Annotated in this window: 12 protein-coding genes; 5 read left to right on the top strand and 7 right to left on the bottom strand. The window is 71.8% G+C overall.

All coding sequences use genetic code 11. The features are described 5' to 3' along the window. The first annotated feature begins 311 nt into the window (after nt 1-311). From AQJ27_RS21860 to AQJ27_RS21840, 5 genes are all read left to right on the top strand, one after another. On the top strand, nt 312-2,195 hold the full coding sequence (locus tag AQJ27_RS21860) for an ABC transporter substrate-binding protein (RefSeq protein ID WP_067371269.1): 1,884 nt from the start codon (nt 312-314) through the stop codon (nt 2,193-2,195). A gap of 93 nt (nt 2,196-2,288) precedes the next feature. Next, a complete protein-coding gene (locus AQJ27_RS21855) occupies nt 2,289-3,356 on the top strand; it encodes an ABC transporter permease (RefSeq protein ID WP_201264313.1) in 1,068 nt (355 codons plus the stop codon). A 23-nt stretch (nt 3,357-3,379) separates the two neighbouring features. Further along, nucleotides 3,380-4,303 carry an ABC transporter permease gene (locus AQJ27_RS21850; protein WP_067371401.1) on the top strand — a complete coding sequence of 308 codons (924 nt, stop codon included), beginning with the start codon at nt 3,380-3,382 and terminating at the stop codon, nt 4,301-4,303. Next, nucleotides 4,300-5,319 (top strand): ABC transporter ATP-binding protein, encoded by a 1,020-nt coding sequence (locus AQJ27_RS21845; RefSeq protein ID WP_067371267.1) that lies wholly within the window; start codon nt 4,300-4,302, stop codon nt 5,317-5,319. Before AQJ27_RS21850 ends, AQJ27_RS21845 begins: the two co-directional genes overlap by 4 nt. Next, a complete protein-coding gene (locus tag AQJ27_RS21840; protein ID WP_067371265.1) occupies nt 5,316-6,326 on the top strand; it encodes an ABC transporter ATP-binding protein in 1,011 nt (336 codons plus the stop codon). Before AQJ27_RS21845 ends, AQJ27_RS21840 begins: the two co-directional genes overlap by 4 nt. A gap of 158 nt (nt 6,327-6,484) precedes the next feature. Here AQJ27_RS21840 and AQJ27_RS21835 read toward each other — a convergent pair whose 3' ends face one another. From AQJ27_RS21835 to AQJ27_RS52310, 7 genes are all read right to left on the bottom strand, one after another. Further along, a complete protein-coding gene (locus AQJ27_RS21835; RefSeq protein ID WP_067371263.1) occupies nt 6,485-7,438 on the bottom strand; it encodes a bifunctional riboflavin kinase/FAD synthetase in 954 nt (317 codons plus the stop codon). A 116-nt stretch (nt 7,439-7,554) separates the two neighbouring features. Next, a complete protein-coding gene (locus AQJ27_RS21830) occupies nt 7,555-11,265 on the bottom strand; it encodes a trypsin-like peptidase domain-containing protein (RefSeq protein WP_067371261.1) in 3,711 nt (1,236 codons plus the stop codon). A 265-nt stretch (nt 11,266-11,530) separates the two neighbouring features. Further along, nucleotides 11,531-12,436, bottom strand: coding sequence for a tRNA pseudouridine(55) synthase TruB (truB, locus tag AQJ27_RS21825; RefSeq protein WP_067371259.1), 906 nt, complete (start codon nt 12,434-12,436; stop codon nt 11,531-11,533). Continuing rightward, the gene (gene rbfA, locus AQJ27_RS21820; RefSeq protein WP_067371257.1) at nt 12,433-12,888 is read right to left on the bottom strand and encodes a 30S ribosome-binding factor RbfA; all 456 of its coding nucleotides are present in this window, start codon (nt 12,886-12,888) and stop codon (nt 12,433-12,435) included. The genes truB and rbfA overlap by 4 nt, the downstream gene beginning before the upstream one ends. A gap of 33 nt (nt 12,889-12,921) precedes the next feature. Then, nucleotides 12,922-13,215, bottom strand: a complete 294-nt coding sequence (locus AQJ27_RS21815; RefSeq protein WP_067371255.1) for a DUF503 domain-containing protein — start codon at nt 13,213-13,215, stop codon at nt 12,922-12,924. A gap of 259 nt (nt 13,216-13,474) precedes the next feature. Beyond that, nucleotides 13,475-16,633 carry a translation initiation factor IF-2 gene (gene infB, locus AQJ27_RS52315; RefSeq protein WP_079065141.1) on the bottom strand — a complete coding sequence of 1,053 codons (3,159 nt, stop codon included), beginning with the start codon at nt 16,631-16,633 and terminating at the stop codon, nt 13,475-13,477. Between the two features lie 147 nt (nt 16,634-16,780). Then, nucleotides 16,781-17,059, bottom strand: a complete 279-nt coding sequence (locus AQJ27_RS52310; protein ID WP_079065140.1) for a YlxR family protein — start codon at nt 17,057-17,059, stop codon at nt 16,781-16,783. Nucleotides 17,060-17,090: the final 31 nt, after the last annotated feature.

Genomic DNA, 17,090 nt, shown 5'->3' with positions numbered 1-17,090 from the left:
TCGGGCCCTTCAGGGGCACCGTTTCTCGCCGAGGCCCGCACCCTTCCCCCAGGGTGCGGGCCTTCGCGTGTCCAGGCACGAAACAGGGCGTCACCCCCTGGCCAGGAGGGCTTCACCGGTCTGAACCAATGAGCGAAAAATACGCGCCAACTCGTTATTTCCGCAGGCCACACGGGGTCCACGCGCCGTTGACGCGCCGAGACCGCCGCTGATAGACACACACATCAATCCCGCCGGCGTCCCCCGATCACCCTGATCCAGTAGGTCAACCAGCCATCCCCGTGCGAGCGATGACGCGAGGTCACCGACCCATGAACAGACACGATCAGCCCAACAGAGGACGTCTGCGCCTCCGGCTCCTCGCCGCCGCAGGCGCCGCCGCGCTCACCCTGACCGCGGGTCTCGCGACACCGCTCAACCCGGCCCCGCAGCAGGCTCAGGCCAAGGGGAGCCAGCAGGCCACGGAGAGCAAGAAGGAGGGCAAGAAGGTCCTCACCGTCGCGGTCGCGCAGAGCGTCGACTCGCTGAGCCCCTTCCTGGCCTCGCGCCTGCTCAGTACGAGCATCCACCGGCTCATGTACGAGTACCTGACCAACTACGACCCCGCGGACAACCACACCGTCCCGGGCCTTGCCACCAAGTGGGAGCCGTCCGCCGACAAGCTCACCTGGACCTACACGATCCGCTCGAACTCCAAGTGGTCGGACGGACAGCAGGCCACCGCCCAGGACGCGGCGTGGACGTTCAACAAGATGATGACGGACCAGGGCGCGGCCACCGCCAACGGCAGCTTCGTCACCAACTTCAGGAAGGTCACCGCCCCGAGCCCCACCCAGCTCGTCATCGAGCTGAAGAAGCCGCAGGCCACGATGGGCGCGCTCGATGTGCCGATCGTCCCCCAGCACATCTGGGAGAAGGTCAAGGACTTCTCGAAGTTCAACAACGACCAGAGCTTCCCGATCGTCGGCAACGGGCCGTTCGTCCTGACCGCCTACAAGGCCGACAGCTATGTGCGGCTGAAGCCGAACAAGACCTTCTGGCGCGGCGCCCCCAAGTTCGACGAGCTGGTCTTCAAGTACTTCAAGGACCAGGACGCCGCGGTGGCCGCCCTGCGCAAGGGCGAGGTCTCCTTCGTCGCGGGCTCCCCCGCGCTGACCCCCGCCCAGGCGGCGTCCCTCAAGGGCGAACCGAACATCAAGGTCAACGACGCTCCGGGCCGTCGCTTCTACGCCCTCGCCACCAACCCCGGCGCCCAGGCCAAGGACGGCAAGCACTTCGGTGACGGCGCCGAGTCGCTGCTGAACCAGAAGGTGCGCCAGGCGCTCTTCATGGCGATCGACCGGAAGACCCTCATCGACAAGGTCTTCCAGGGCCACGCCGTCGAGGGCGCGGGATACATCCCGCCGCGCTTCTCCACGTATCACTGGAAGCCGTCGGCGAGCCAGGAGCTCGCGTACGACCCGGCCAAGGCGGCACAGCTCCTCGACGCGGCGGGCTACAAGAAGAACGCCGACGGCAAGCGCGTCGAGAAGAACGGCAAGCCGATCGACTACCGGATCCTCTGTCACGCCACCGACCCGAACGACAAGGCGGTCGGGCAGTACGTGAAGGAGTGGTTCGGCAAGCTCGGCATCGGCGTCACGCTCAACTGCCTCGACAACGTGACCGACCCCTGGCTGGCCGGCAAGTACGACCTGGCCTTCGACGGCTGGTCCGTCAACCCGGACCCGGACTTCGTGCTGTCCATCCACACCTGCGGGGCGCTGCCCGCCACTCCCAAGGACACGGGCGCGACGGACAACTTCATCTGCGACAAGAAGTACGACGAGCTGTACGACCAGCAGCTCGCCGAGTACGACACCGCCAAGCGGGCGGACCTCGTCAAGCAGATGGAGTCGCGGCTCTACGACACCGGGTACATGAACGTCATGGCGTACCCGAACGCGGTCGAGGCCTACCGCACCGACCAGATCAAGTCCATCGAGACGATGCCCAAGGCCGCGGGCAACATCTACGGCCAGGACGGTTACTGGAGCTGGTGGTCGGCGGTTCCGGCCGACGCCTCCGGTGCGTCCTCCGACGGTTCGAGCTCGACGGGCGTCATCATCGGCATCGTCGCGGGCGTCGTCGCTCTCGTGGGCGTCGGGGCGTTCTTCGCGATGCGACGCCGCGCCACGGCCGAGGACCGCGAGTAGCCCTCCCCGTCCGCCGTCCCCCGTTCCCCGCCCCGACACCCGTCTCCCGACATCCACGGGCACCCCATGAACGTACGAGCGAATGAGTAGTTCATGACCGCTGAGGCAACACCCTCGCTGGTCGAGGCGACCGACGGTCCGGCCCAGGCCGGGCCGTCGGTCCGCGGGCCACGGGCGCGCACCACCACCGCGTATCTGCGGTATGTGGCGGGCAAGTTGGGCGGCGCGGCCGTCTCGCTGCTGGCCGTCCTCGTCACCAGCTTCTTCCTCTTCCGGCTCATCCCCGGCGATCCGGTGAAGTACATGACGGGCGGCCGCCAGGTCTCTGCCGGACAACTCGCCCACTACCGCGAGGAGTTCGGGCTCGACCTGCCGCTGTGGCAGCAGTTCACCGACTACTGCGGCAAGGCCCTCACCGGCGACCTGGGCACCTCGTACCAGTTCCGGGCCCCCGTCATCGACAAGATCTCCGAAGCGCTGCCGAACACCCTCCTGCTCACCGGCACGGCGTTCGTCCTGTACACCGCGCTCGGCATCTTCCTCGGCACCCGCTCCGCCTGGCGGGCCGGCGGCACGAGCGACCGCCTCAACACCGGTCTGGCCCTGACGCTGTACTCGATCCCGTCCTTCTGGCTCGGTCTGCTGCTCATCATCGTCTTCTCGGTGGGCATGGGGCCGATCCCGGGCCTGTTCCCGACCGGCGGCATGGAGTCGGGGGGCAAGGAGGGCTTCGCGTACGTCCTCGACGTCGCCCACCATCTGATCCTGCCGGTGGTGACGCTGGTCGCCGTCGAATACGGGCAGACCCTGCTGGTCACGCGCTCGGCGCTGCTCGACGAGATGGGCAGCGACTATCTGACGACGGCGCGCGCGAAGGGCCTTCGGGACGATCTCGTCCGCCGTCGGCATGCCGTGCCGAACGCGCTGCTGCCGACCGTCACCCTCATCTTCATCAACCTGGGCCGGACGGTCGCGGGAGTGATCCTCGTCGAGACCGTCTTCTCCTGGCCGGGCCTGGGCGGGCTCTTCTACCAGGCGCTGAGCGTGCCCGATCTGCCGCTGGTCCAGGGGCTGTTCTTCGTCTTCGCCTCGGCGGTGATCGTGATGAACACCCTGGCCGATCTGATCTATCCGCTGCTGGACCCACGGGTGGGCCGATGACCACGACCGAGTCGGACGGGCCGATGACGACCGAAGCAACCCCGCAGGTGGCCACAGTCGGCCCGCGCACCCTCGCCTGGCAGCGCCGCCGCCACTCCGCCGTCCGCTTCTGGCGGCAGTACCGCACCCACCGGGCGGGCGTCTTCGGACTGGCCGCCCTCTCCCTCTTCGCGCTGATCGCCCTGACCGCGCCGCTGACCGTCGGCTCCGACGTGCAGAGCGTGACCGGCGCGCCGGGCGGCCCGATGGAGAGCCCCAGCGCCCGATTCCCGCTCGGCACCGACCAGTTCGGGCGCAATCTGCTCGGACTCGTGGTGTGGGGTGCCCGGGTCTCGCTGCTCGTCGGGCTGCTCGCGGCCGTGCTCTCCGTCGCGATCGGCGCGCTCATCGGGATCACCGCGGGCCACTTCCGCGGCTGGTACGCGACCGTGATCATGCGGATCACGGACTGGTTCCTGGTGATGCCGACGCTGGTGCTCGCGATCGCGCTGATGACCGTGATGTCCCGTTCGATCGGCACGATCATCCTGGCGATCGGTGTCACCACCTGGCCGACGACGGCCCGTCTGGTGCGGGCGCAGACCCTCGCCGTGGAGTCACGGCCCTACATCGAGCGGGCGAAGGCGCTCGGGGGCGGGCACTGGCACATCATGTCCCGGCACGTGCTGCCCAATGTGATGCCGCTGGTGCTGGCGCAGACCACCCTGATCATCTCCTCCGCGATCCTCGCCGAGGCGACCCTCGCCTTCCTCGGGCTCGGCGATCCGACGGTCGTGTCCTGGGGCGGCCTGCTCCAGGACGCGCGGGAGGCGGGCGCGGTCAGCGCGGGCAAGTGGTGGTACCTGGTGCCGCCGGGGGTCGCGATCGCGGTGGTGGCGCTGGCGTTCACGCTGTGCGGACGCGCGGTCGAGTCGGTCCTCAACCCCAAGCTGGGGGTGACCCGATGAGCACTCCGACGAAGCGGCCTCTGCTGGAGGTCAGGAACCTCGAGGTGACGTACGCGGGCGGGGCGGCCGCCGTGCGCGGCGTGGACCTCTCCCTCGACGCGGGCCAGAAGCTCGGTATCGCGGGCGAGTCCGGCTGCGGCAAGTCCACGCTGGCGCTCGCGCTGCTGCGACTGCTGCCCACGGGCACCCGTACGAGCGGGGAGATCCTGCTCGGCGGCGAGGACGTGCTGACGATGAAGTGGGGGCGGGTGCGGGCGGTGCGCTGGGCGGGCGCCTCGATCGTCTTCCAGGGCGCGATGCACTCCCTCAACGCCGTGCACCGCATCGGCGACCAGATCGCCGAGCCGATCCTGCTCCACAAGAAGGCGACCCCGGCGGGCGCGAAGAAGAAGACCGGCGAACTGCTGGAGCACGTGGGTCTGCCCGCCGCCCGAGCGAACGCCTACCCGCACGAGCTGTCCGGCGGCCAGCGTCAGCGCGTCATGATCGCCATGGCCCTGGCCTGCGACCCCCGGCTCGTCATCGCCGACGAACCGACCACGGCCCTCGACGTGATGATCCAGGCCCAGATCCTGCGCCTGATCGAACAGCTCGTCGCCGAGCAGGAGTTGGGCCTGATCATGATCAGCCACGACCTCGCCGTCCTCGCCGACACCTGCGACCGGCTCGCGGTGATGTACGCGGGCCGTGTCGTCGAGGAGGGCCCGGCCCGGCAGGTGTACGAGGCGGCCCGGCACCCGTACGGCAAGGCGCTGTCGGCGGCGTTCCCGCGCATCGGCGACGCCGCCTCGCGGTTCGCGCCGCGCGGGCTGCCGGGCGATCCACCGGACCCGTCGGCGCTGCCGTCCGGCTGTACGTTCCACCCCCGCTGCGCGGTGGCGCTGGACAGCTGTGCCACCGAGGATCAGGCACTGCGGGAGGCGGGTGCGGGGCGGTGGGCCGCCTGTGTGCACGCCGGCGCGACCGTCCACGAGCCGGGCACCCCGGCGGAAGAAGCCAGGAGCAGCGCCCCATGACCACCACCCCTGTGACCTCGACCCCCGTGACCGCGGCTCCCCTGCTCCGGGCCGAGGGTCTGCACATCGCCTTCCCCGGACGTCACGGCGCCGCCCGCGCGCGTGCCGTCGACGGGGTCGACCTCGCCATCCGCCCCGGCGAGATCGTCGCCCTGGTCGGCGAGTCGGGCTGCGGCAAGACGACGCTGGCCCGCTCCCTGCTCGGTCTGGTCCCGCCGACCGACGGCCGCGTGACCTTCGACGGGGCGCCGCTCGACTACTCCGCACGCGCCCTCAAGGCCTACCGCAAGCGCGTCCAGCTGGTCCTGCAGGATCCCAGCGGCTCGCTCAACCCCCGGCACACGGTGTACGACGCGGTGGCCGAGGGGCTGCGCATCCACAGGTACGGCGGCGACGAGCGGGCGGCGGTCGCCGAAGCCCTCTCCCGGGCCGGTCTGCGCCCGCCGGAGCGCTTCTTCCTGCGCTACCCGCACGAGCTGTCCGGCGGCCAGCGCCAGCGCGTCGTCATCGCGGGCGCGCTGGTCCTGGAGCCCGAACTCATCGTCGCCGACGAGCCGGTGGCCTCCCTCGACGCGTCGGTACGCGGCGAGATCCTCGCCCTGCTCCTGCGGCTGCGCACCGAACTCGGCCTGTCCGCCCTGGTGGTGACCCACGACCTGGGGCTGGCGTGGAACATCGCCGACCGGGTCGCGGTGATGTACCTGGGCCGGATCGTGGAGACCGGCGAGGTGGAGCAGGTCCTGACCGCGCCCCGGCATCCGTACACCCAGGCCCTGTTGTCCGTCCTCCCGGAGGCTCCGGGCGAGCCGGTGGTCCTCACCGGCGAACCCCCGGACCCCTCCCGCATCCCCGCCGGCTGCCGCTTCCACGCGCGCTGTCAGATCCTGGCGAGCGGAGAGGCCGAGCGGGCGGGCGTCGCGGACGCGTGCCGGGGCGAGGACCTGGAGGTACTGAACGGCGGCGGCGAGGCACAGGTGGCGTGCCACTGGGCACGGCTCGGTACGTGAAGCGGGCGGCGCGGGACGGGCACTCAGTACGTGAAGCAGGCGGCGCGACGCTGGACGCTCAGTACGTGAAGCAGGCGGCGCGACGCTGGACGCTCAGTACGTGAAAAGGGGCGCCCGGTGCCTTTGAGAGCACCGGCGCCCCTGCCCCGTACGACGAGTCACTCCCCGTCGTACGCCTCGATCAGCTCGCGCGAGCGCTTCACGTCGTCGGCGATGGCTTCCAGCAGCGCCTCGATGGAGTCGAACTTGGCCATGCCGCGGACGTAGGCGAGGAAGTCGACGGCGACGTGCAGGCCGTACAGGTCGAGGCCGACGCGGTCGATGGCGTACGCCTCCACCGTGCGCTCTGTGCCGTCGAACTGCGGGTTCGTGCCGACGGAGATCGCGGCGGGCATCGCCTCGCCCTCGACGTGCAGCCAGCCGGCGTAGACGCCGTCGGCGGGGATCGCGGTGTGCGGGAGGGTCTCGACGTTGGCGGTGGGGAAGCCGAGCTCGCGGCCGCGCTGGGCGCCGCGAACGACGATCCCCTCGACGCGGTGCGGGCGGCCCAGGATCTCGCGCGCGCCCTCGACATCGCCCTCGGCGACCAGCCGCCGGGTCAGGGTCGAGGAGAACGGCTGGCCGCCCCCGGCGGAACCGCTCACGTACAGCTCCACCACCTCGACGTCGAAGTCGTACGTCTCGCCCTGCTCACGCAGGAAGTCGACATTGCCGGCTGCCTTGTGGCCGAAACGGAAGTTCGGGCCCTCGACGACGGCCTTGGCGTGCAGCTTGTCGACGAGGACCTTGGCCACGAAGTCGGCGGGCGACAGCTTCGAGAACTCGGTGGTGAAGGGGAGGATGAGCAGCGCGTCCACACCCAGATCGGCGCACAACTCGGCGCGGCGGTGGTGCGGGGCGAGCAGCGGGGGGTGGCTGCCGGGGCGCACGACCTCGCTCGGGTGCGGGTCGAAGGTCACCACGACGGAGGGAACGCCCAGCTCACGGGCGCGGTCCACGGCATGCTTGATGATCAGCTGGTGTCCGCGGTGCACCCCGTCGTAGGAACCGATGGTGACGACGCTGCGCCCCCAGTCCTCGGGGATGTCCTCCAAGCCACGCCAGCGCTGCACTGTGACCGCTCCTTGTCGAACCCGTGTCCGTGATTGCCTCATTCGCAGCTCTAAGGGTGCCATGCCGAGTGCGCTCAGTTCGCATCGGCATCGGGGTGTGACGCATCGCGCACGGTTCAGGCCGGAACCCGTGGCCCGGCGAGGTCCTCGATCATGCGGCGGGTGCTCGGGCCGACGACGCCGGCCCACTCGTCGGGGGAGCCGTTCAGCCAGCGCGCCACCAGGGTCGCGAAGCCGGGAACCCGACGGGCCAGCTCGAGCAGACCGCGGTCGAATCCGGTGGCTCCGGCCGGGGTGCGGACGAGGAGCAGGCCCGTCCGGTACACCAGCTCCCGGGTGAGTTCCTCACCCCGGCGGGCCGCGCCGTCCGCGGCGGCCCGCAGCAGGGTGTCGAGAACGGCCGGGTCCTGCTCGTGCGCGAGCAGCAGGTCCAGCAGCTCGCGCCGCAACGGGCCGCAGTCCCGGCCGCCCGGCGCCGCCAGGACGGCCGCGAGGGCCGCCCGCACCGGAGCCGGGCAGCCGACCAGCAGACCGGTGACCAGCGGGAAGAGGACGGATCGGGCAGCGGAACCGTGTTCGAGGCGCCGGTCGACGTACGCGGCCACGTGGGCGGCGGCCTCGGGGCACACCTCCACCACTTCCCTGACCAGCACGCCGACACGGCGGGCGAGCGCGGGCGTGGTGACGTCGGCGAGCGTACGCAGCGCCTCCGAGGTGTCCGCGCCCGGCTGTCGCAGCCGGACCCGGAAGGCTTCGAGCACCGGGTCGGGATGCGTGTTCAGAGCCGCGACCAGCGCACCGGCGGGCAGCCGCGGATCGCCCGCGGCGAAGAGCTCAAGCGCCTGCGGCAGATACCGGGCCCGCGTCCACGGGTCCCGTACGAGCAGGCCGAGCGCGCCGCCGTGCAGCGTGCAGTCGGCGGGGCGGGCCAGCAGGGTCAGCGCCGCGTAGCGCAGCAGCTCGCGGTCCGCCTCGGTGCGCACGAACGGCGCGGCGCGCAGCCCGTACGCCATCGCCGCCACCCGCCGGGCCGGACGCTCGTCGTGCGCCCACCGGTCCACCGCCCGGCACACGGCCGAGGGCTCCTCCTCGGCGAGCGCGGCCAGCAGCTCGTCCCCGCGCCGGTGGGCGCGGTCGACCAGGGCCTCCGCGAGGTCGTCCAGGGCGCGCCGCCGATGCGCGTACAGCAGGGCCTGCGCGGCGGTCGCCACGGTCGCGTGGGGCGTCGCGGGCAGCGGCCGGTCGTCGTCGAACCAAGGGGTGAGGTGGGGCTGTACGGCCGTGGGGTCGGCGGCGAGGAGCCGGGCGACGGCGTCCAGGTAGCGCGGGGCCTGCGGGGGACGGCGGCGGTGGGCGCCGGAGGGGGTGCGGGACCCCTCGGCCGGGCTCGCCTGTCGCGGCGCTCCGTCCACGACGACCAGGCGCCTGAGCAGATCGAACCGTTCCGCCTCCGACAGCGGCAGCGCCTCCCAGAAGGAGGGCCCGAACTCCGCCGGCACACCCCGGCCTTCGGTCCGCCACGCCACGATCCGCTCGGCGAGCAGCCTCAGCACCCGGGTGTACGGGGTCGCGTCGGGCACGCGCACCAGGACGCCGGCGAGGAGGTGGGTGGCCCACCAGGTGCCGTCCCCGGCCGGGGCACCGTCTCCGGCCGGGGCACCGTCTCCGGCCGGGCCGCTGTCTCCGGCGGGGCCGCTGTCTCCGGTCGGGGCGGACTCCTCCGCCTGCGGCTCGTCGACGGCCTCGACGAGGTCTTCGAGACGGCGGGCCAGCGCACCGGCGCCCTGGTGCCGGGCCAGCAGGAGGAGGGCCTGCACGACGGGACCGATGCGGTGACGCGGTACGGGCACGGAACGGCTCTGGGCGGATGGGCGCACGGGCGTCCGCTGGGCCGGTACCCGCTCGGCACGCCAGGCTTCGCGGCGCCGGTGGACCAGGGCGTGCAGGGCGGGGTCCAGGTCCAGGTGGGTGCCCTGGATCCAGTCGGCGAGCTCCTCGTGGGCGAACCGGTAGCCGCTCCCGGCGGGGACCAGGAGGCCCTCGGTGAGAACGGCGGAGGCCCAGCCGGAGGTACGCCCCGGGCGGCCTCCCGGGGCGGGGCCCCAGGGGAAGACGGCCTCGAAGGACACGCGGTCCAGTTGGCCCTGGCCGGGCCCCAGACAGCGCCGCGCGGCCTCGTGCACCTGGCCGGAGACCTGGGCGGCGAGCCTTCGCACGGCCGTGCCGCGCAGCCCGTTCGCCGCGGCGAGCCGGACCGCGACACGCAGGCACATCAGGTCCAGATGGGCGGCGAAGACCTCGTCCCGGTCGAGTGGCCGGGTCGGCGGGTCCGGCAGCGCGGCGCGCACCTCCGCCAGCAGCCGCAGCGTCAGCGGATGCCGCGCGTCGGCGGCCACCAGCGCATCCTCGGGGATCCCGGCCCGCGACCGCAGCCGCCGCGCCTCCTCCTCGGTCAGCTCGCCCAGCCGGACACAGGGCGGAAGCGACGGCTCCAGGTCGGAGCCGGCCCGGTGCAGCGACTCGGCCGGGAACCGGGGCCCCGCCTGCTCCCAGTACTCGGCACGGCAGGCGACGACGAGCCGCGCCCCGCTCGCCCGCAGCCACTCGGCCGTGCCCGCGGTCCACTCGGGCAGCCGGTGGGCGAGGTCGGGCGGCATCTCCTCCGGTCCGTCGAGCAGGAGCAGCAGTGGCCGTCCGGCGGCCCGTGCAAGCCGGGCCAGCCGGTCGGGACCGATGTCGCCGAGCTCTCCCTCGTACCCGCCGGGCGGCAGCACCCCCGGCTCCCGGTGCGCCCCCTCCTCCGGGGCCGCCACGATCCGCCCCGCCCGCTCCAGCGCCCGGGTGGCCGCGTCGGCGACGGAGGTGTCCGTGGCGAGGAGGTCGGCGCCGCGCAGCCAGAGCGTGGGGGCCGGCTCGGCGCTACGGGTGCGGCGGGCGGCGAGCGCCGCGAGCTCCGTCGTACGGCCGCTGCCGGGTGGGCCGACGAGTCCGAGGACGGCGGCCTGGCCGCTCTCGAAGGCCGCGAACTCCCGTACGAAGGAGGCCCGTTCGACGGTGGCGGGCGCCGCGCCGCCGGTGCCCGCCGAGGTCGCGGAGCGGGGGCCGTCCGAGCCCACCGAGGTCGCCGTGAGTTCGAGTACGCCTGCCGGATTGAGATCGGCCCCGTACGCGGGGACGGTGGTGGCGTTGCGGTCGAGGAGTTCGGCGAGCGGGCCCGTGACGCCGGGGGTGCGCAGGAGGACCGCGAAACCCGCGGCCCGGTGCTCGGTGTGCAGCGCGGTGCCGAGCACTCCGATCACCGCCCCGGTCGAGGCGTCGAGGACCGGTCCCCCGGCCGCCCCGCCGCCCAGCCGCAGCGCGTCCGCGCCGGCCGTGCCGATCGCCAACTCCAGTGCCTCGTCGAGGACATGGAGGCGATCGGTCGCCGTGTACGTCACGGTGGTGCTGCCCAGCACCCGGGCCTCGCGCCAGCCGCCCGCGGGGATCCGGACGTACGTGCCGGTCTCGACCCGCTCGCGCACGGTGACGGGGAGCGGGTCGAGGCCGAGGCCCTCGGTGCGTACGAGCGCCAGATCGGTTTCGGGGAGCGGGGTCACGGCGTCGGCGGTCACCACACAGCTGCGGTCGCCGGATCCGTGCAGCACCAGGCGGGCCAGACCGTCGACGGCCTCGTGGCTGGTGATCACCGTGCCGTGGTGGTCGGCGACGAAACCCGTGCCGCGCGGACGTCCGGCCAGGTCGCAGACGCGCACCAGACTCTCGTCCCGCGCGCGGCGGACGTCGTCCGGTGTCTGCTCGTTCCCGGTCCGCGGGCCCCGTCCCGCCATGCTCGAACCTCCCCGCCGTGCTCCTTCTTCCGACGGTAGGCGCCAAATGATCAGCGGGACAGATCACGCGCGAAACGCGCCCCCTTCCGCTCCCTCGGTTCACTCCGAGCGCCTGCCCGATGGGGTGAATAGGGCAGGGCGGATGGATACACCTTTGGGTGGGGGAACCGAGGGGGGACCGTGGAGCGGCGGGCACGAAACCCCGTGACCGCCGCTCCACGGGCAAGTGCCCGAGCATGAACAGGCCTCAGCCTCAGCCTCGGCCTCAGCCGAACACGGCGAGGCTCTTCGCCTTGCCCTTCTCTTCCTCCACCAGCGCGAGGAACCGGCCCTCGGCGTCGAACACGGCCACCGCGCCGACGCCCGCGTACTCCTCGGGGATCTCCAGGCGTACGCCGTTGAGCAGCAGCCGGGCCCGCTTGGCGTCCACGTCCCAGCGCGGGAACGCGGCCGCGGCGGCCTCGGCGATCGGCATCACGGTCAGCTCCTCCTGGAGCTGGTCGAGGGTGCGCGCGGAGTCGAGCTTGTACGGGCCGACGCGGGTACGGCGCAGGGCGGTGAGGTGACCGCCGACGCCCAGGTCCGCGCCCAGGTCCCGGGCGAGCGCCCGGATGTACGTCCCGGACGAGCAGACCACGGAGACGACCAGGTCGAGCACCGGCGTGCCGTCCTCGGCCACGGCGTCCCTGATGTCGTACACCGCGAACGAGGAGACCGTCACCGGGCGGGCCGGGATCTCGAAGTCCTCGCCCTCGCGTGCCCGCTTGTACGAGCGCACACCGTCGATCTTGATGGCGCTGACCTTGGACGGCACCTGCATGATACGGCCGGTGAGCTTGGCGACCCCGGCGTCGACGGCCTCCCGGGTCACCCGAGAGGCGTCGGTGGACGAGGTGATGTCGCCCTCGGCGTCGTCCGTCAGCGTGTCCTGGCCCAGCCGGATGGTCCCCAGGTACTCCTTCTCGGTGAGCGCGAGATGCCCGAGGAGCTTGGTCGCCTTCTCGACACCGAGGACGAGTACGCCCGTCGCCATGGGGTCGAGGGTGCCGGCGTGTCCGACGCGGCGGGTCCTGGCGATCCCGCGCATCTTGGCGACCACGTCGTGCGAAGTGAAGCCCGACGGCTTGTCGACGATGACAAGCCCGTCGGGCGTCTTGGTCTTCTGCGTCATTCCGCGACGTCGCCGTCCGTCTCGTCGTCCTCGCCCGGCTTCTTGTACGGGTCCGCGTCACCGGCGAAGGCCGCACCGGCCGAGACCTCGCGCACCTTCGCGTCCGAGGCCCGCGCCTTGTCGAGCAGGTCCTCGATCGTCTTGGCGGTGTCCGGCAGGGCGTCCGCGACGAAGGTCAGCGTCGGTGTGAACTTCACGCCCGCCGCCGCGCCGACCGCCGAGCGGAGCACGCCCTTGGCGCTCTCCAGGCCCGCGGCCGCGGCCGCGCGCTCCTCGTCGTCCCCGTAGACCGTGTAGAAGACGGTCGCCTCCCGGAGGTCCCCGGTGACCCGGGTGTCCGTGATGGTGACATGGGTGCCGAGCCGCGGGTCCTTGATCCCACGCTGCAGCTTCTGGGCCACCACCTCTCGGATGAGGTCCGCCAGCCTCTTGGCACGCGCGTTGTCGGCCACTGGTCCGTCTCCTTCTTCGCCTTGCTTGTTCCGTCAGTCTTCGTCTGTATGAAGTCTGCGCCGTACCGACAGCAGCTCCACCTCCGGTCGCGCCGCGACGAGCCGCTCGCACCGGTCCAGTACGTCGGTGAGGTGCTCGGTGTCTCCGGAGACCATCGCCAGGCCGATCTCGGCCCTGCGATGAAGGTCCTGGTTGCCCGTCTCCGCCACGCTCACCGCGTACTTCCGCTGGAGTTCAGCGACGATCGGCCGGACGAGAGAGCGTTTCTCCTTGAGCGAGTGCACATCGCCGAGGAGCAGATCGAAGGACAGCGTCCCCACATACATGTGTAACCGGATGTCCCGCCGGTACGGGATAGATGGCCTGCCAATGCGCTTGGCAGGGACATCAGAACCGTACAACGAACCTCTGGCTCGCTCGACGGGGTTTCCGGGCCCCCGGTGCGTTCCACGGCTGCGGGCCGGTGGGGGCCGTTCGCGCAGTTCCCCGCGCCCCTTTTTTTGGGGCGCGGGGAACTGCGCGATCTTGTAAACGGCAAGCTGGCCGACGATGAGTGATCACCGTCGGCCAGCTCAAGCCACTGCGTTACGCCCGCGGCTTCTCGCGCATCTCGTACGTCGCGATGACGTCGTCGACCTTGATGTCGTTGAAGTTTCCGAGGTTGATACCACCCTCGAAGCCTTCGCGGATCTCGGTGACGTCGTCCTTGAAGCGACGCAGCCCGGAGATGTTGAGGTTCTCCGCGATGACCTTGCCGTCGCGGACGAGTCGCGCCTTGGTGTTGCGCTTGACCTCGCCCGAGCGGACCAGGACACCGGCGATGTTGCCCAGCTTGGACGACTTGAAGACCTCGCGGATCTCCGCCGTGCCGAGCTCGACCTCCTCGTACTCCGGCTTGAGCATGCCCTTGAGGGCCGCCTCGATCTCCTCGATGGCCTGGTAGATCACCGAGTAGTACCGGACGTCGACGCCCTCGCGCTCCGCCATCTGCGCCGCGCGGCCCGCAGCGCGGACGTTGAAGCCGATGACGATGGCGTCGGAGCCGGTCGCCAGGTTGATGTCCGACTCGGTGACCGCACCCACACCGCGGTGCAGGACACGGATGTCGACCTCGTCGCCGACGTCGAGCTGGAGCAGCGAGGACTCGAGAGCCTCCACCGAACCGGACGCGTCGCCCTTGATGATGAGGTTGAGTTCCTGCACCAGACCGGCCTTGAGGGCCTCGTCCAGGTTCTCCAGGGAGAACCGGACACCCCGGCGGGCGAAGTTGGCGTTGCGCTCACGCGCCGCGCGCTTCTCGGCGATCTGACGCGCCGTGCGGTCCTCGTCGACAACCAGGAAGTTGTCGCCGGCACCCGGGACGTTGGTGAGACCCAGGACCAGGACGGGGGTCGACGGACCCGCTTCCTCGACGTTGTTGCCGTTGTCGTCGAGCATCGCCCGGACACGGCCGTACGCGTCGCCGACCACCATCGTGTCGCCGATGCGCAGCGTGCCGCGCTGGACCAGGACCGTCGAGACGGCACCACGGCCGCGGTCGAGGTGGGACTCGATCGCGATGCCCTGCGCGTCCTGCTCCGGGTTGGCCCGCAGGTCGAGCGAGGCGTCCGCGGTCAGGACCACGGCCTCCAGCAGCTGGTCGATGTTCAGACCCTGCTTGGCGGAGATGTCGACGAACATCGTGTCGCCGCCGTACTCCTCGGCCACCAGACCGAACTCGGTGAGCTGACCGCGCACCTTGACCGGGTCCGCGCCCTCGACGTCGATCTTGTTGACCGCGACCACGATCGGCACGTCGGCCGCCTTGGCGTGGTTCAGCGCCTCGATCGTCTGGGGCATCACACCGTCGTTGGCCGCCACCACGAGGATCGCGATGTCGGTCGACTTCGCACCACGGGCACGCATGGCGGTGAACGCCTCGTGACCCGGGGTGTCGATGAAGGTGATGCGACGCTCTTCTTCGTTGACCTCGGTCGTGACCTGGTACGCACCGATGTGCTGGGTGATACCGCCGGCCTCGCCCGCGACGACGTTCGTCTTGCGGATGGTGTCGAGAAGGCGGGTCTTACCGTGGTCGACGTGACCCATGACGGTCACGACCGGCGGACGCGCGACGAGGAACTCCTCGCCACCCTCGTCCTCGCCGAACTCGATGTCGAAGGACTCGAGCAGCTCGCGGTCCTCCTCCTCGGGGCTGACGATCTCGAGGACGAAGTTCATCTCGTCCGCGAGGAGCTTCAGCGTCTCGTCGGAGACGGACTGCGTGGCAGTGACCATCTCGCCGAGGTTCATCATCACGCCGACGAGCGACGCCGGGTTGGCGCCGATCTTCTCCGCGAAGTCGGTGAGGGACGCACCGCGCGACAGGCGGACGGACTGTCCGTTGCCGCGAGGCAGCATCACGCCGCCGACCGACGGGGCCTGCATGGCCTCGTACTCCTGGCGCCTCTGCCGCTTCGACTTGCGACCACGACGCGCCGGACCGCCGGGACGGCCGAACGCACCCTGCGTGCCACCACGGCCACCGGGACCACCCGGACGACCGCCGAAGCCGGGACGACCACCGCCGCCACCGCCGGGACCACCGGGACGACCGGCGAAACCGCCACCGCCGCCACCACCGGGACCGGCCGGACGACCGGCGAAACCGCCACCGCCGCCACCGGGACGACCGGCGAAGCCGCCGCCACCCGGACGACCGCCGCCGCCACCGGGACCACCGGGACGACCGCCGCCGCCACCGGGACCGCGGCCACCGGGGCCACCGCCGGGACGAGGACTGCCCGCAGCGGGACGCTGCGGCATCATGCCGGGGTTGGGACGGTTACCGGCGGGGCCACCGCCGGGACGCGGAGCGCCGCCCTGCGGACGAGGCATGCCGCCCGGAGTCGGACGGGCACCGCCCGGACCACCCTGCGGACGCGGAGCGCCGCCGGGACCGCCCTGGGGACGGGGACCACGGTCCTGACCCGCGCCCTGCGGACGCGGAGCGCCGCCGGGACGGTCGCCGCCGGGACGCGGGGCACCGCCCGGACGGGGCGCCTGCGGGCGCGCCATTCCGGTGGAGCCACCAGAGGTGAACGGGTTGTTGCCCGGACGCGGGCCGGCCGGACGAGCGCCGGGACGCGCGGCCTGGCCGCCGGGACGCGGGGCGCCCTGACGGTCGCCGCGCTCGGGACGGTCGCCACGACCCTGACCACCCTGGCCGGGACCACCGGCCGGACGGGCACCGCCGGGACGCGGAGCCTGACCGCTGGGACGCGGGGCGCCCGGACGGGGACCTGCGGCGGGAGCCGCGGGAGCCGACGGGGGCGCGGTGAACTCGGCCGCGACCGGAGCCGGAGCCGCCGGAGCGGGCTTCGGGGCGGGCTTGGGACCCGGTGTCGGGCGCGGACCCGCGGCGGCCGGAGTGACCGGAGCCGCAGGAGCTGCCGGAGTGACCGGAGCAGCGGCGGGGCGCTCCGCCACGGCCGGCTTCGGGGCCGGCGGGCGCGGGGCGGCCGGACGGGCAGCCTGCGCCGGAGAGGGGGCACCCGGCTTCGCCGGGGCAGCCTTACGTGCGGGGGCGGGCTTGCCGCCACCGCTGCCCTGCTGCAGGGCGTCAGTCAGTTTGCGTACAACGGGCGCCTCGATCGTCGAGGACGCCGAACGGACGAATTCACCGAGCTCTTGGAGCTTGGCCATGACGACCTTGCTCTCAACCCCGAACTCCTTGGCGAGTTCGTATACCCGGACCTTAGCCACTTCGCTCCTTTTAGGTCCGGGTTGCGTCCGGACCGTCGCTACTTCATGGGCGTACTCATCGCGTGCTCATCGAGTGCTCATCGCAATCTCGACCTACTTCCAACTCGCGGGGTACCAGGGCCGCACGGGGGTTCCGTACGACGCTCCTTACGGTGTTGCCTGCTCGACGTAGAGGCGCAACGCCGCTGTGTCGAGCGGTCCCGGGGCACGCAGCGCCCTTGGGAACGCCCGGCGGCGTACCGCCAGGTCGAAACAGACCAGGGCGGGGTGCAGATAAGCGCCCCGGCCGGGCAGCGTACCGCGATGATCGGGGACGCATTCACCCTCGACCGCCACGGTCCGCAGCAGATCAGTCTTGGCCGCTCGCTCCCGGCACCCCACACAGGTGCGTTCAGGGCATGCGCGGGCTCGCGTCCGGCCAGACACTCTTAAGTCTACCTCCCCGCACCGACCTCAC

This window comes from Streptomyces olivochromogenes (genome assembly GCF_001514115.1).
In the GTDB taxonomy this organism is placed as follows: domain Bacteria; phylum Actinomycetota; class Actinomycetes; order Streptomycetales; family Streptomycetaceae; genus Streptomyces; species Streptomyces olivochromogenes.
This window is presented reverse-complemented; position numbering and strand designations above follow the sequence as displayed.

Excerpts from the sequence above, each read along its gene's own strand:
- AQJ27_RS21850 (WP_067371401.1), top strand. The coding sequence starts at position 3,380 with ATGACGACCGAAGCAACCCCGCAGGTGGCCACAGTCGGCCCGCGCACC.
- AQJ27_RS21840 (WP_067371265.1), top strand. The coding sequence starts at position 5,316 with ATGACCACCACCCCTGTGACCTCGACCCCCGTGACCGCGGCTCCCCTG.
- AQJ27_RS21815 (WP_067371255.1), bottom strand. The coding sequence starts at position 13,215 with ATGTATGTGGGGACGCTGTCCTTCGATCTGCTCCTCGGCGATGTGCAC.
- AQJ27_RS21830 (WP_067371261.1), bottom strand. The coding sequence starts at position 11,265 with ATGGCGGGACGGGGCCCGCGGACCGGGAACGAGCAGACACCGGACGAC.
- AQJ27_RS21860 (WP_067371269.1), top strand. The coding sequence starts at position 312 with ATGAACAGACACGATCAGCCCAACAGAGGACGTCTGCGCCTCCGGCTC.
- truB (WP_067371259.1), bottom strand. The coding sequence starts at position 12,436 with ATGACGCAGAAGACCAAGACGCCCGACGGGCTTGTCATCGTCGACAAG.
- AQJ27_RS21855 (WP_201264313.1), top strand. The coding sequence starts at position 2,289 with ATGACCGCTGAGGCAACACCCTCGCTGGTCGAGGCGACCGACGGTCCG.
- AQJ27_RS21845 (WP_067371267.1), top strand. The coding sequence starts at position 4,300 with ATGAGCACTCCGACGAAGCGGCCTCTGCTGGAGGTCAGGAACCTCGAG.